General features: G+C 32.6%; 12 protein-coding genes and 2 pseudogenes. 7 read left to right on the forward strand and 7 right to left on the reverse strand.

All coding sequences use genetic code 11. The features are described 5' to 3' along the window. Positions 1-37: 37 nt before the first annotated feature. The 3 genes from ACQKMD_RS15550 to ACQKMD_RS15560 form a co-directional block, all read right to left on the reverse strand. Complete coding sequence (locus ACQKMD_RS15550; protein WP_427753052.1) at positions 38-973, reverse strand: alpha/beta hydrolase; 936 nt, start codon at positions 971-973, stop codon at positions 38-40. A gap of 139 nt (positions 974-1,112) precedes the next feature. Next, the gene (locus ACQKMD_RS15555) at positions 1,113-1,190 is read right to left on the reverse strand and encodes a hypothetical protein (RefSeq protein ID WP_427753065.1); all 78 of its coding nucleotides are present in this window, start codon (positions 1,188-1,190) and stop codon (positions 1,113-1,115) included. 405 nt (positions 1,191-1,595) lie between these two features. Further along, on the reverse strand, positions 1,596-3,254 hold the full coding sequence (locus ACQKMD_RS15560; RefSeq protein ID WP_427753053.1) for a hypothetical protein: 1,659 nt from the start codon (positions 3,252-3,254) through the stop codon (positions 1,596-1,598). A 376-nt stretch (positions 3,255-3,630) separates the two neighbouring features. On the opposite strand from ACQKMD_RS15560, the gene ACQKMD_RS15565 reads away from it, so the two are divergent. After that, positions 3,631-4,167 (forward strand): GNAT family N-acetyltransferase, encoded by a 537-nt coding sequence (locus tag ACQKMD_RS15565; protein WP_427753054.1) that lies wholly within the window; start codon positions 3,631-3,633, stop codon positions 4,165-4,167. A 288-nt stretch (positions 4,168-4,455) separates the two neighbouring features. Here ACQKMD_RS15565 and ACQKMD_RS15570 read toward each other — a convergent pair whose 3' ends face one another. Further along, positions 4,456-5,004, reverse strand: coding sequence for a flavodoxin family protein (locus tag ACQKMD_RS15570; RefSeq protein ID WP_427753055.1), 549 nt, complete (start codon positions 5,002-5,004; stop codon positions 4,456-4,458). A 119-nt stretch (positions 5,005-5,123) separates the two neighbouring features. Here ACQKMD_RS15570 and ACQKMD_RS15575 point away from each other — a divergent pair, with 119 nt between their 5' ends. The 5 genes from ACQKMD_RS15575 to ACQKMD_RS15595 all read left to right on the forward strand — a co-directional run bounded on the left by ACQKMD_RS15575 (position 5,124) and on the right by ACQKMD_RS15595 (position 12,354). Continuing rightward, positions 5,124-6,038, forward strand: a complete 915-nt coding sequence (locus ACQKMD_RS15575; protein WP_427753056.1) for a LysR family transcriptional regulator — start codon at positions 5,124-5,126, stop codon at positions 6,036-6,038. A gap of 991 nt (positions 6,039-7,029) precedes the next feature. Beyond that, positions 7,030-7,983, forward strand: a complete 954-nt coding sequence (locus ACQKMD_RS15580; protein WP_427753057.1) for an ABC transporter ATP-binding protein — start codon at positions 7,030-7,032, stop codon at positions 7,981-7,983. 4 nt (positions 7,984-7,987) lie between these two features. Continuing rightward, positions 7,988-9,502, forward strand: coding sequence for an ABC transporter permease/substrate-binding protein (locus ACQKMD_RS15585; protein WP_427753058.1), 1,515 nt, complete (start codon positions 7,988-7,990; stop codon positions 9,500-9,502). Between the two features lie 585 nt (positions 9,503-10,087). Continuing rightward, positions 10,088-11,401, forward strand: coding sequence for a hemolysin family protein (locus ACQKMD_RS15590; RefSeq protein ID WP_427753059.1), 1,314 nt, complete (start codon positions 10,088-10,090; stop codon positions 11,399-11,401). Between the two features lie 374 nt (positions 11,402-11,775). Beyond that, positions 11,776-12,354: a YitT family protein gene (locus ACQKMD_RS15595; RefSeq protein ID WP_427753060.1), complete on the forward strand. Its 579-nt coding sequence runs from the start codon at positions 11,776-11,778 to the stop codon at positions 12,352-12,354. Positions 12,355-12,562: 208 nt separating this feature from the next. On the opposite strand, the gene ACQKMD_RS15600 is transcribed toward ACQKMD_RS15595, so the two are convergent. Both ACQKMD_RS15600 and ACQKMD_RS15605 read right to left on the reverse strand, forming a co-directional pair. Next, entirely contained in the window at positions 12,563-12,787 is a 225-nt protein-coding gene (locus tag ACQKMD_RS15600; protein ID WP_427753061.1) for a hypothetical protein, read from the reverse strand. A gap of 284 nt (positions 12,788-13,071) precedes the next feature. After that, entirely contained in the window at positions 13,072-13,608 is a 537-nt protein-coding gene (locus ACQKMD_RS15605) for a hypothetical protein (protein WP_427753062.1), read from the reverse strand. Between the two features lie 190 nt (positions 13,609-13,798). On the opposite strand from ACQKMD_RS15605, the pseudogene ACQKMD_RS15610 reads away from it, so the two are divergent. Continuing rightward, a pseudogene (locus ACQKMD_RS15610) lies at positions 13,799-14,070 on the forward strand (insertion element protein); the annotation flags it as partial. A gap of 828 nt (positions 14,071-14,898) precedes the next feature. On the opposite strand, the pseudogene ACQKMD_RS15615 reads toward ACQKMD_RS15610, so the two are convergent. Continuing rightward, a pseudogene (locus ACQKMD_RS15615) lies at positions 14,899-15,008 on the reverse strand (IS30 family transposase); the annotation flags it as partial.

Below are 15,008 nucleotides of genomic sequence, written 5' to 3' on the forward strand. Positions count from 1 at the left end.
AAAAACGCTTGGAAAATAGATTGTCCAAGCGTTTTTTCTATTTTCTTATAAAATTAGCAATTAGCTGAACGGTTTTTTTCGTCTCTTCTTCAAAAAATTCCATCTTACTAAAGTAGCTATGGATTAATCCGGGCATAACCGTATGTTGTGTTGGAACACCAGATTCTTTTAACCGCTTTGCATAGTCCATTCCTTCATCAAAAAGAACATCATATTCAGCTGCAATAATAAGCGCTTTAGGTAAATTAGATAAATCCTTTTGTTGGAGAGGGGAAACTGCACTATGTTGATAATTCTCTTCATTATTAACATAGTGCCCACCAAACCATTTCATAGCGTCACGATCTAACCCAAGGTCATTAGCATAGTTTTCATAAGATGCGGTAGTCATATCCATATTCGTCACAGGATAGATTAGTGCTTGTGCAGTGATGAGCGGACCATTTTGTTCTTTGGCCATATGCGTTACAACAGTTGCTAGGTTACCGCCTGCACTATCACCAGCAACGATAATATTCGAAGAATCTCCTTTTAACTCTGCGGCAAACTCATAGACCCATAGAAGTGCATCAAAGGCGTCATGTATAGGAGTCGGGAATTTATACTCGGGAGCTAATCGATAGTCGACGGAAATAACGATGGCATTTGCTTCAGCGGCTAGCAAGTGACATCCTGCATTCGCCGTTTCTAAATTACCGAATACCCATCCTCCTCCATGATAATAAACTATCATAGGGAAAGGGCCTTGCCCGTTTGGGGTATATATACGAACATTAATTTCACTACCGTCTCGAACAGGTATTTTACGATTCGTAATTTGTTTTAATAATGGTAAGTCTATCAAAGGATTCGGGCTAAGAGCTCTTGCAGCTCGAACCTCCGAGGGTTGAAGAGTATAATATTTAGGTGATTTATTGGCGTCAGCGATATATTGTCTAGATGTATTTGTTAAGTTAAACATTAAATTATTCATCAAATCATCCTTTCAATTTCAAAGTTAGATTAATATCATTATACACTATTCCTATAAGAAAGGTAGGTATTTGTTTTAAGGTAACAAAAAGCAGACAGAATTGAACGCAAAGTAGCGAAATATTTTGTCTGCGAAGATTTTATGATAAAGTTTCGTCCTTTTTAATAACTGCAGTTACTGCATCGTAAATGGTACTAGCGAAATGGTCGTTTTGCAAGGAAGTGACACCTTGAATTGTAGTACCTCCAGGTGAACAAACTTGATCGACAAGCTACCATGGATGTTCATTAGATTCTAAAATCATTTTAGCACTGCTTTGATATTAATAATTAGAGGAAGAAGAATCTATAGGATTTCTAATAGAACTTTGGACAATCGATGAATAAAGAACTGGTGGAACTTAATAAATTTATGTTCGTCAATATATGATGAACAGTTAGAATCATCCTTGCTTATTTATCGTGAAAAGTACACGGCGCTGCTATAGTAGAAATTAAGATACTAAGTATTTATTGTGTAACAGATAGGTGATTCTGATTAAGTAAAGTAGAAGATAATTTCAGCTAAGATTAATACAAAAAACACCGAAGTGTAGTGCACTACGATGTTTTTTGTATAAGGATTATTCGGTAGCAAGAATTTCAACTTTTGCTAATAATTCTTCTCTTTTTTCTTTTAGCTTTGGCGATTTGCTCACTTTGAGTGCTTCATCGACTGCGTTAAATGCTTCTTTATACTGATTTTCCTGTTCAAATAGACTGATTAATAATAAATGTAATCTTGTGTATTTAGGGAATAGTTCTAGGCCTTCATAAGCAGCTTCAAATGCCTCATCCATACGATATAAATCACGTAAAAGCTCAACCTTTAATACGCGTGGTCGATCATAAGTCGGTGATAATCGGATGGATTCATCAGCCAATTGAAGCGCCCAGTTCTTTTTGTTAGTTTTTGCACAATGTAGTGCTAAAATACGATGATATTCAGTTGATTTTGAACGGAGTGCACGTTCATAAGTTGGAATCTCTTCTTCCCCCATAAATTTAGCTACAATATCTTTTAATACACCAATTTGAGATAAGTAAATGGAAATACGGTGTCCGGCATAAGGGAAGTAGATAAATTTCGCATTTGGATAAGATTTACTAATTACTTTTTTCATATATTTACTATCAATTGATTCTTTAGGGTCGTAAATAATCGTCGGAGTAATCGTTGGATTATATGGATGTTGTAACTCATGTTGGAAGATAGTTTCAACTCTCATCTTAGTCCCATGGTTTGGATGTGCAGAGTTTCTTGGACTAAGTGCCAAAATGTTGCAATCGATAGTCGAACCAAAATACAATGCGCTATATCCGCCTAAACTAGTACCGTATGCAACTTTTTTGTCATATCCATCAGCCAATTTTGCAACAGTCTCGTAATATTCTTCTCGTGAGATGTCTTGGTGATAGTTTTTCGTTGTTCTTCGTCTTAAAGAGACTAAATCGACTCTCTTTTTCTTCAATAAGTTGAAAGCAAATGGTGTTCTTTCCCATGTTTTATCAATGGAATCAAAGGTTGCGAATAAAGTGTTTGTTGGTTCAATGAATTTATAGAATTCAATTCTACTTTCACCATTATCAAATAAAGTGACTTTACGATATCCATCAACAAATAGTTCAGGCAACTCATCTGCATACTTAGTCAAACATTCTGCGAATAATGATTTAGCTTTTTCATGTTCGCCTACTATTTGATAGGCAATACTTAAGTCAACGAGCACCGAAGCAGGTACCTTTTCACCTAAAAATTGCACGAGTTCTTCAACTCTTTGAATAGCAATAGGCCAATTCTTTGAGGCAAATGCCAACTGGACGTATTCATATTGAAGTGTTTCATTCGTAGGGTTTACCTTCACAAGCAGCTCAAGTATTTCACTCGCTTCAGAATAGTGTCTGTTACTAATCAAGTATTTGTATAACTTATAAGTAAGTGTAGATTCTGTTTTTCGTGGGATATTAACTAAAATTCTCGGTAAATGCTTTGCCACATCTTTCCAACTTTTTTGACGAACATAAATTTTCATCAATTCAGTATGGATAGATAGGTTCAGTGGATATATTTTTGAACCTTCTTCTAATAATTTTTTTGCTTGGCCAACTTTTTTATCACGTTTCAGTTGCTTGGCAAAATTAATATAGACAGATTTATTAGGAACAGCTTCATTTTGCGCTAAAATATATTGGGCAATTTGAGTGCTGAGATTCTTATTTTCATTTTGAGTAGATATAGACATGATAATCTCCTTTTTAAGTTTCAAAGCCAATACAGTTTAAGCTTTATATCAATTCTGAATAAGGAATATGAAACTAGTGCTCATTTCCCATGTCAAATTAAATTAACACTCTTTCAATTAAATCATGAAAATCATGGGTATAGGGACAAATCAATGAATTTGTTATAAAACTGTTACAAGTGTTACGAAACTTATATATAATTGTAACTTAAATGATACTTAATTGATTGTAAAAATGGTGTTTTTATGCTCATTTTGACCGAAATCATACTAAAATAACAAAAATATATGAAAAATATGGGTTGAGGGTGAACATATTCTATTATTTTTTTAAAAATCGTGTGCAAATTATCTTAACATAGAATGGAGAATATATATGATATTACAAAATGAACAATTAGCAGTTCGAAAGTTAGAAAGAAAAGATGATATTTATCTTGCCAAATGGCTTTCAGACGCAGATATTTTAACATACTACGAAGGCAAAGATAATACATTTGATATTGAAAAAGTGCATGAAAAATTTTACGATGTTAACGAAGAAGAGACTAGATGTATTATTGAATACGATGGAGTGAGCATCGGTTATATTCAGTTTTATCCTTTAGAGCATGAGGATAGGATTGCTTATGGCTACAATAACGACGCTGATGTTATTTATGGGTTAGATCAATTTATTGGCGAATCTAGTTATTGGAATAAAGGTGTTGGCACCAAACTTATTTTAGCGATGAAGGAATACTTAGTCAACGAGAAAAAGGCTGATATCCTTGTTATGGATCCGCAAGCATGGAATGCGAGAGCCATTCATTGCTATGAGAAATGCGGTTTTCAAAAGGTGAAGTATTTGCCGAAGCAAGAGCTTCATGAAGGCGAGCTAAGGGATTGTTGGTTAATGGAGTATAGAAAGTAGTAGAAATAAGGAATTACGAAAGGACGATAGCAATTAATACATACACTATAAAAACAACTTTAGTAGATAAAACAAATAAGAAGTATCATTAGTACGTTTCATGACTAGTAAGGCTTAGGCTAATGTGCGTTTTTTTATTTTCCAGGAAATAATTTGTTGATTAAATATTGATTTTATGAATGATAGCGGGTTTCTTGAAAACAACTAATCGAGTAGTTGATCACGTTTTCAAATGATAAGATGTTAGGAGTAAGAAAGCCCCTTCAAAACGAAGGGTATTTCCTACAATTATGTTAAATCCTTTAATTGTTTATTTAATAGGTTAGCTTGCGCTACTGCTTGCTGATCTTGTAAAATATCACCTGGTTTATTACCTTCACCTATAATGTAAGATGAAAAACGTATATTTAAGAAATCAAAAGTATATTGGAATTGTTGAATAAGAGGTAGTCCTTTTATTTTTGGTTCGTCTCCACCTACAGCTACTACGATGGCTTCCATAGATTTTAAGTGTTCTTTAAACTGTGGGAATCGATCATCACGTATTGCGTGGCTTAAACGATCAATCATGTTTTTCATAATACCCGACATAGTATACCAATAAATTGGAGTTGAAAAAATGACTAGGTCACTTTCTAATAAAGCGTTTATGATTGTGTCATAATCATCGTCTACAAATTGAAAGCCACCATCGGCATGGCGTAAATCATGAATTGGTTGAATGGATAAGTTTTTTAAATCAATTTTATTATGTTTTATATCTTTCGTCACCAAATCGGCCAATATTTTACTGTTACTTTCTTCTCTTGAACTACCGATAAATGTTGTAATCTTCATATATGTCAATCCTCTCTATACTTTCGTCTATAAAAAGCTTAAACTTAAATTCATTATTAATAAAGATGAATAATTCGATTAAATTAATCGGTAAAAACGATTAAGGGGTGAAGCAGAACATGGATATTAAGCACTTACATACATTTTTAACTGCTGCTAAAACATTAAATTTTACGCAAACAGCAGAATTACTTGATTACGCACAGTCTAGTATTACTGCTCAAATCAAGTCTTTAGAGGGAGAATTAGGGGTACCCTTATTTGAGCGTTTAGGAAAACGAATTTATTTAACAGATGCCGGTAAGCAATTAAAACAATATGCAAAAAAGATGATAGATCTTGATGAAACCATGAGAGAAGCATTATCTAATCAAGATGAATCGAATGTGACTTTAACAATTGGAGCGCAGGAAAGTCAATGTACTTATCGTTTACCTAAAATATTGCAATTATATAAAAATCGTCATCCGAAGGTGAAAATAGTCTTTAAGCCTGTTCATACTATTGAGGTTGCCAAGGATTTATTGCAATCGGGAAATCTGGATTTGGCTTTTATTACGGATACACATAAAGAAACAACAATGCTTTGTAAAAAGGAATTAATCGAAGAAGATTTAGTATTTGTAGTGGCACCAACGCATCATTTAACACAAATTAAAACTTTAACAATAAAGAACGTTGCTCAAGAAACGATATTATTAACTGAAGAAGGCTGCTCATATCGAAATCAATTTGAGTATCAGTGTCAATTAGAAGGTTTTTATCCTGAACAAATGATAGAATTTTCTAGTATTGAAGCAATAAAACAGTGCGTAATTGCAGGAGTAGGTATGACATTGTTGCCTAAAATGGCAGTTAAAAAAGAGTTAGAAAATGGACTACTAATAGAACTAGAAAATACGATTACAATGGAGCCTGTTTTTACTGAACTTGCATGGCATAAGGATAAATATATTTTTTCTTATTTAGAAGATTTCATACAGCTTGCTTGTGAACAGTATAAGTTATTTAATGGAAATTATGGTGTTAAATAGAAAGCGTTTGTTTTTGTACGTGAATAAGGCAGGCAATCGTAGAATAGTTGTTCAATTGTAATTGTCTCTAATTGGTCGAGTTCATGATTTTGATTTCTCGTCCATCATTTTCCGTCATAACTCAAGATTATTATTACTTTCAATTATTAAAATGAATGAGTCAATAGAAAAGTAGGAGGTAGCATTTTATTGGTTTGGAGAAGCGTCTGCTCGACTCCTGCGGGAAAAGCGAAACAGACGAGACCCTGCAGGAGCGTAGCGACGAAGCGGCTCGGCGCTCGCTCGCGGAAAGCAGTGGTAAGCTTCGGAAAACCTGATCTATCCTGTATAAAAAAAGACTGTAGAACACTCTTTTTTTTCGAGTTTGTCTTCAGTCTGAAGTCCGCACTTCAAAATTAGAGTTGATTTTAGTATTTTAAAGGAATTCAATACTATGTATTAATTAGATAGAAGAATAAAAAGCGGGGATTGTTTAAAAAAGAGCATAAAAAAAGCAGGCGCTCATCTGCCTGCTAGAAAAAAGAAAAAGATTCCCGACAATCCGAGTCGTTATGGAATCTTAGTTTGTAATGAAAGTTCGAAAACAAACATTACGTAGGTTTGGCACCTAAATATAAATTATACGCTAATAAATTAAAAATGCAAGTAAAATATCCAACAATATAAGAGGTTATCAATATTTGATATAGAAATGATTAAATAGAAGTTTATTAAAGGTTTAAAGAAAATGCAAATGAGGTATTTATATATGCATATAACTGCGTTTTTAAATAATTAGAGGTGGATATCAATAAGAGGATAAAATTTTAAATGTTATAGTTGCTTAAAGAACTTTAATTGTTGTGCATTTTTTTTGTACAATCAATGTGAGAATATAACATGTGTGATTTAAGTAAGCTAAATAATATTGTTGTTAATAGCACGACGTAAATCATACTTAAAATAGTAAGTTAAAATTTAAAATTAATACGAAAAGATAAGGGGTTATGAAATGATCGTATTTGAGAATGTATCTAAAAAGTATGATGACAATCAACCGGCAGTAAACTTTCTCAATTTGGAAATAAAAAAAGGTGAATTCTTTGTCATTATAGGTCCAAGTGGTTGTGGGAAAACGACTTTATTGAAAATGATTAATCGATTAATTCATTTGACTGAAGGAACTATTCGAATTGAAGGAAAAAGAATAAGCGATTATGACATAAATGAGTTACGTTGGAATATTGGGTATGTCCTTCAACAAATAGCACTTTTTCCACATATGACGATTGAAGAGAATATTGCCATTGTGCCAGAACTAAAAAAGTGGAACAAGGAACAGATTCAGAAGCGAATTCGTGAGTTGCTAAATATGGTCGGACTTGAAGCAGATAAGTATAGTCAACGAAAACCTGCAGAACTTTCAGGTGGAGAACAACAAAGAGTGGGTGTAGTTCGTGCTTTAGCAGCAGATCCTGAAATTATTCTAATGGATGAGCCATTTAGTGCTTTAGATCCCATTAGTCGTACTAAGTTACAAGATGACCTTCTAGACCTACAGCAAACAATAAAAAAAACAATTGTCTTTGTTTCACACGATATGCAAGAGGCTTTAAAACTTGGAGACAGGATATGCGTTATGAAGGAAGGGGAAATTGTACAACTTGGTACACCTCAAGAAATTATGAAAAAACCAGCCAATGACTTTGTTCGAGAATTTATTGGTTTGAATCAGGATATGTCCGATACATTTAATATACAAAGTATCATCCAGCCCATTTCAAAAGAACATGCCTATTTGCAAGTTTTACACAAAGTGTCTGTAAAAGATTCATTGCAAGTAATCCTTAATAGTTTGACAGATCATGAAACTTTATCGGTAGCTCAAGGTGATGAAATATTAGGTATTATAACGAGAGAATCGATTATTAAGTATTTGGCAAAAGATTCTTTAGGAAGAGGTTAAGCATATGACAAATTTAGTAGGTGTTTTTAACGAACGTAAAGGACAACTGGTAGCCTCTTTACTTGAACATATCCAGATTTCATTTATTGCTCTCTTTTTTGCAGTTGTTATAGCAATACCTTTAGGGATTTATTTAACGAATAAGAAAAAAATAGCAGAAAGTATTATTGGTATTAGCGCTGTTCTTCAAACGATTCCTTCTTTGGCATTACTAGGCTTGTTAATTCCGCTATTTGGTATAGGGAAGATACCAGCCATCATAGCATTAGTTGTTTATGCGCTTTTACCAATCTTACGTAATACATACACTGGCATAAATGAAGTAGATGCATCGTTAAAGGAAGCCGCAATGGCAATGGGGATGAATACTCGAAAGAGGTTAGTGAAAGTAGAGCTACCTCTCGCTATGCCTGTTATGATGGCTGGAATAAGGACTGCCATGGTTTTAATAGTAGGTACAGCTACATTGGCGGCATTAATCGGTGCTGGGGGACTTGGAGATATTATTTTACTAGGGATAGATCGTAATAATACATCATTAATTATTTTAGGAGCCGCACCAGCTGCACTATTAGCGCTAGCTTTTGACTTTTTACTAAAAAAAATTGAATCACTTTCCTTTAAAAAAACAGTAACAGCATTAAGTACTATTAGTGTTGCAGCGTTACTAATGATTCTTCTTCCTCTAATAAATATCAATGAAAAAGAAGAAATCGTAATTGCCGGTAAACTTGGAGCAGAGCCTGAAATTCTTATCAATATGTATAAATTACTTATTGAAAAAGAGACTGATTTGAATGTTCAATTAAAGCCTGGTTTAGGTAAGACCTCATTTGTATTTAATGCACTGAAATCAGGTAGTGTCGACATTTATCCCGAGTTTACTGGTACTGCAATTTCTGAGTTTTTAAAAGAAAAAGCCATAAATAATAACCAAGATGATGTTTATCATCAAGCTCAAGAAGGTATGTTGAAGAAGTTTGACATGATAATGCTTAATCCCATGAAATACAACAATACGTATGCATTAGCAGTATCAAAAGAGGCTGCAAAAACATATGAATTGAAAAGTATTTCGGATTTAAAGGCTGCTCAAGGAAAAATAAAAGCCGGGTTTACAATGGAGTTTAATGATCGTGAAGATGGTTATCGAGGCATACGTAAGCTTTATGATACTACTTTATCTAATATTACTACGATGGAACCCAAACTTAGATATCAGGCTATAAAATCTGGAGATATTGATTTATTAGATGCCTATTCAACTGATAGTGAAATCAGACAACACAAATTAGTCGTTTTAGAAGATGACAAAAAACTGTTCCCCCCATACCAAGGTGCACCTATATTAAGAAATGAAACAATTAAAAAGTACCCTGAAATTGAAAAAGCCTTAAATAAACTAGCTGATCAAATAACTGATGATGAAATGCGTGAAATGAACTATAAAGTAAATGTAAAAGGTAAAAAAGCATCTGAAGTAGCACGTGAGTTTTTAGAGAAAGCTGGTTTGTTGTAATAACTTCTTCTATAATATAGAAAGTTGGAAAGAGTCTTTTCCTTCTTTATATTTTTTAACTTCATTATGACTTAATATAAGATTAGAACCCTTTGTATTCATATTATAAAGGGTTCTTTTTTTATGTTCATACCTAAAAATTTGTTATTATGTTACAAAATTTCGAAAAATAATTAATTATTTATAAAAAATAAAGACTTACTAATAGTTAGATAATTCTTGGATGTGTTAGAATAAATCATACTTTGAAAGAGGTGAGACTATTGGGAAGGCGATATTTAAAACTATCCACGTTACTAAATTAGAGAAACCATTAAACACGATGGATTATGCTACTCGCTTACTTTATATTGTCTATATTCTAAGTATGCATCTAAAAAAATGTGAACTATTAGGTAGAAACCAATATTCTAAAATACAAAGAATAAGAAATAAAAAAAGCGTATGTGGCTTTAATACTTGAAATTACATGACAAAATGAGAAATGTAGCATCACTCAGTATTAACTATTTGTTAGTGTCCATTGTTCATAATTACTTAGTCATATATCATCACGGAGGTGAATCCCTTTTTAAAGGGAAATAATTGGACATAACAATTTTTACGAATTTAATATTAATATCCATCTTAATCATGCTAACAGCTTTCTTTGTAGCTTCTGAATTTGCTGTTATTAAAGTACGAATGTCTCGAATTGATCAGCTAATTGAAGAAGGAAATAAAAAAGCTGTCGCTGCTAAAAAAATTGTTTCAGATTTAGATTATTATTTATCTGCTTGTCAGCTTGGTATCACTGTAACAGCTTTAGGATTAGGTACTCTCGGAGAGCCTACAGTAGAGAAACTTCTACATCCAGTTTTTGATTACTTAGGGATACCAGCAGCTATGTCAACTGTAGCATCTTACGCTCTTGCGCTAATGGTTATGACCCTGCTTCACGTTGTATTAGGGGAGCTAGCACCAAAAACATTGGCGATTCAGTATGCAGAACGTTTGACGTTACTTCTAGCACCTTCTTTAGTTACGTTTGGTAAAATATTCTTCCCGCTTATCTGGTTTATGAATGGAACATCTCGTACTTTACTTCGCTTATTAGGTGTTAAACCTACTAGTCATGAACAGGCGCATTCGGAAGAAGAGCTACAGATTATTATGACACAGAGCTTCCAAAGTGGCGAGATCAATCAAACGGAACTAACATACATGCAGAACATTTTTGTATTTGATGAGCGTGTAGCAAAAGATATAATGGTTCCACGTACTCAGATGGTTGTTTTAGATAGTGTAATGGAAAAAGAAGAAATTCTACAAATAATTGATGAACATCATTTTACAAGATACCCTGTAACAGAAAATGGAAATAAAGATAAAGTCATTGGCGTAGTTAATACGAAAGAAATGGTAACCAAATATGCACTTGGCAAGCAAACAACATTAGAAGAGCATATTCACAAAATACCTTTCATTCTTGAGACAGCGCGTTTACAAGATGTACTGCTAAAAATGAAGAAGGAACAAATTCATATTGTAATAGTCATAGATGAGTTTGGCGGAACTTCGGGTATTATTTCAATGGAAGATATTCTAGAGGAAATCGTTGGTGAAATCCGCGACGAATTTGATAACGATGAAATTCCAGATATTTTTGAGAATGGTAGAAATGAATATCTGATTAATGGGCGTGTCCTTTTAGACGAATTAGAAGATCGATTTAATATCACATTTGATAATACGTATAATGTTGATACAATCGGAGGATGGATACAAGCAGAAATGCTACAAGCGGACGGTAAGCAAGCACCTATTCATCGTGAAAATCAACAATGGAAAATCGCAAAAAGCGATAATCATCAAATTTTGCAAGTATCTCTAAAATTACAGAATGAAGTTACTGCTTAATGAATCCAACTTATTAGTAGTTATTGATTCTGCTCATAAAATTGTATGGTAGAGAGCAAACTAGTCAATTTTATTTAAGAAACTAATTATAAAAAACAGAAAAAATCCATTTTGGTTTAGTTTATTCCAAAATGGATTTTTTTGTTTTGCAAACAAGAGACCTTAAAACAGTTTTTATGAATAATGACTATGTTGCAAAATGTACTGCTATAGAGTAGGTAATTTTATTGGGATTTTAACAATTTTAGTGGTGTAATCTACCCTGATTCTTGTCTTAATACCATTATACAAAATTGTTTACATCTCCAGTTTTACATTTTTATCTAGATTTTCGCATAAAGTACTTACATGTTTATTTTTTGGGGGAAGTCTATATGTATTTTATAAAGAAAAGTATTGTTATAGTCGTTGGTAGTATACTAGTATCTTTAGGGATAAATCTCTTTTTAGCACCATACGAGGTATTAGATGGGAGCATTATAGGTCTAGGTTTAATATCTAACTATATATGGGGACTACAGGCAGGATTCATCATAATACTTTTAAGTATCCCTGTATTTATTATTGCTTGGATTTACTATAGAGATTATTTCTTCAATAGTTTACATGGTTTACTTGTTACCTCCTTTTTTATTGATATCTTAGAACCTTTTGATACCCTTGTACACATTAATCCAATTTACAGTTCGATATTAGGGGGAGTTCTTATAGGTCTTGGAATTGGTATAATGTTACGGTTTAAGACAAGTACAGGTGGTACAGATCTTATTGCTCAGTTTATAAGTGATAAAGTGGGTATTAATGTTGGTATACTTATAATCTTAATAGATTCGGTTGTAATCATTGTGGGCGGTCTATTACTATCTTATGATACATTCTTCCTTTCTATTATTACGATACTTGTTGTAGGGATGACAACTAGTTTTTTTACAAAAAATATAGTACAAACTTGAGAATGTGCTAGTGACTATAAATTAAAATTCTAATCAAGATGTCTTCGTGCAATGAAATAAGCAGATTACATATTTGTTTTAAATATGTTTGGTATTGGTCATGAAAATTAAATGAACAAAAATTAGATATCCATTTTGACATTTTTTATTCATAGGATTTGTTTAACTTGATTGTTGATTTTTTTCAAATTATAAGCGTATTCGAGTTTTATAATTGGTTTATGAAAAGGATAACAAAAAGGATTGTTAAAAATACAATACATATAACAGAAGCAATTTTAGTGTAGGTAATAGCAGTTTCAGTAACATTGGGCTCTTCTTTGTACATCCATCGTTTTCCCCATAATATTGCATCTTTAGGGTTAGAAATTTGCCATATTAATATTGCATATATTGGAATAAATAATATAAAACATAAAATAACCGTTCCCATTCGCATCCCTCCTAATAATTTTTCTCTTCTTTTAGTTCTATACGGATAATTCAATACAAAAGATTCAATTCTACTCATATAGAAATTGAATTAGCTAAATTGCTAGGTCACATAAAGAATCATTCTCCAAAGTATTTCATTAATGGTAACAATAAAGTGATTGTTGTACCTAGTACAGTATGGCATATACATTTGCAATACTGATACAGAGTTGAAAAAAACTACGTATTAGTATTAAAAAAACAGCACCTTTTTAAAGATGCTGTATTATGAGCGATTAAATTCTAATCAATTATTTCAACAAATTCTTGTATGTTTTTTTCAATGTTATTATTTATTTTTCTAATTGTTAGTGGAGTTGTATTTTCGAATATGACATGAAGAGATGAGATAGAAGCTTTGAGCTCTATGTTTTTGTCTAGGTCCTCACGCGTGACAGTAAAGTCTTCTAATGTATTCGGATGATTACTTTGTTTAAGTGCTAGTTCAATCTTTTCAAAGAGTAAAAGCATAGGTTCATCCTTAAAATACCTAGTACTGGCTTTAAGCGCTAACCAGCTTTTAGGTTGAGCGTAATAATAGACACTCCACCAATAAAATTCAATAAGTGATTTACTTGCATGACTGTAATAAGTGTGGAAAATAAACAAAGCTTTTTGACCTTCAGAAAGTCGCTCGTAAAATTGTTCTTTGAATTGAGTGAAATTAGTTTCATTTGATATTCCACTTTTATAAAAATCAATAAGTGGTTCAAAGCATTTTTGACTAAGATCAGGACATGTTATCAAATCAATGTCTTGTTTTTTAATTTTAACTAGCAAAATAAAATCACACTCCTATCCAAATTATATGACATTGGAAATATAATATGCAATTTTGTTATCACGTAAGTCGCATTTCAAAAACTGAAAAACTGGAAGACAAACTATGATCTATGTAGAGGATGCAACAGACCTTTGAAGTCGAAGAAATCAATTGAAAATGGCACTGAAGAACGGCGAATCCAGTCGACCAATGTTTGCGAAAATACTATTAAATAAAATGCCAATCAGTCGAACTTGCGATATTTTAGAAATCGGTGTTGGCACTTACTATCATAAATAGAATGGTTGTACCGTTGTTGCTTGGAGTTTTTAGAAAAATATGAGACGGTTCCTTTGACCAATAAGACATTCAAAGAAATGTGGTTAAATACTGATAAAATACACTACAATCTTAATAATGCTCGTAAGAAAGGGCAAGTTGGTAAAAAGTATTTCGGTTTAGAAGACAGTCAAGTACAGCTGATACAAATTCACGATACGTTTTAGGGAAATGACAGTAGAAGATTTGAAGCTCGATACTGCGGTTTATAAAGAAGACAAGCATTCTCACTCGAATTTATTTTAACATAAATTTTCATTTCCCTTTCATAAAAAGAAAGTACGTTTGGTGCTAAACGTACTAGTGCGATTTGATATGTTTTTTTACATTTTCTCCACATTATCTGAACTACCTAATATTAATGGTGTGTGTTTTTTATGTTTACCAACATAGCAAATGCTCAATTAACAGATGAAATTGAAGGGGATTATGAAAAATGTTCATTAACTATATACGCCAATAAAAATACATACAAGAAAGATGTGCTTTAGCATCTGGTGAATGTTGTTTTAGTTTGTCTGTCATAATTAGTCTTCCTCTCTGTTTTTAAATAAATGTTTTTCAATACGATCAACACGTCCTTCTAACGCTGAAAGATTACTGTTTATCCTCTGTAAAGCTAACGCCGTTATTTCTTGGGATTCATTCGAGCGTTATAAATGGTCCATTAGTTTATTTTCGCGTTCTTTTGACTCAATGATAAGTGCATAATAGGACTGTCAACAACGTTGTACCTTATTCGCTAATATTGACTTCAAATTGTTCTCCATTGTAGTTAACGTAATTATTTGTAGCCCCCATAACGGAAAATGTAGCATCGTATTGTAGATAATAACCTTGTACAAACTTACCATATATCGTACTTTTTGGAGGTCTGCTATCAGAGGTCCTTTTATTTTTGGACTCTTTAGAATGCTTTTATCCATAAAAACTACTTATTTCCAATTATTTTAAAATATGTTACTTTGTCAAATTAGGTGCACCACTTGCTCCATGAACGCTTCGTGTGCAGATTTCCAGCCCAAGCATTTTCTTGGGCGATTATTAATTAAATATAACGCCTTTTTTAATTCATCCT

This window comes from Viridibacillus sp. NPDC096237 (genome assembly GCF_050278625.1).
Lineage (GTDB): Bacteria > Bacillota > Bacilli > Bacillales_A > Planococcaceae > Viridibacillus.

Coding starts and splice junctions, on each gene's coding strand:
- ACQKMD_RS15560 (WP_427753053.1), bottom strand. CDS start 3,254: ATGTCTATATCTACTCAAAATGAAAATAAGAATCTCAGCACTCAAATT.
- ACQKMD_RS15565 (WP_427753054.1), top strand. CDS start 3,631: ATGATATTACAAAATGAACAATTAGCAGTTCGAAAGTTAGAAAGAAAA.
- ACQKMD_RS15570 (WP_427753055.1), bottom strand. CDS start 5,004: ATGAAGATTACAACATTTATCGGTAGTTCAAGAGAAGAAAGTAACAGT.
- ACQKMD_RS15580 (WP_427753057.1), top strand. CDS start 7,030: ATGATCGTATTTGAGAATGTATCTAAAAAGTATGATGACAATCAACCG.
- ACQKMD_RS15575 (WP_427753056.1), top strand. CDS start 5,124: ATGGATATTAAGCACTTACATACATTTTTAACTGCTGCTAAAACATTA.
- ACQKMD_RS15595 (WP_427753060.1), top strand. CDS start 11,776: ATGTATTTTATAAAGAAAAGTATTGTTATAGTCGTTGGTAGTATACTA.
- ACQKMD_RS15550 (WP_427753052.1), bottom strand. CDS start 973: ATGAATAATTTAATGTTTAACTTAACAAATACATCTAGACAATATATC.
- ACQKMD_RS15600 (WP_427753061.1), bottom strand. CDS start 12,787: ATGGGAACGGTTATTTTATGTTTTATATTATTTATTCCAATATATGCA.
- ACQKMD_RS15585 (WP_427753058.1), top strand. CDS start 7,988: ATGACAAATTTAGTAGGTGTTTTTAACGAACGTAAAGGACAACTGGTA.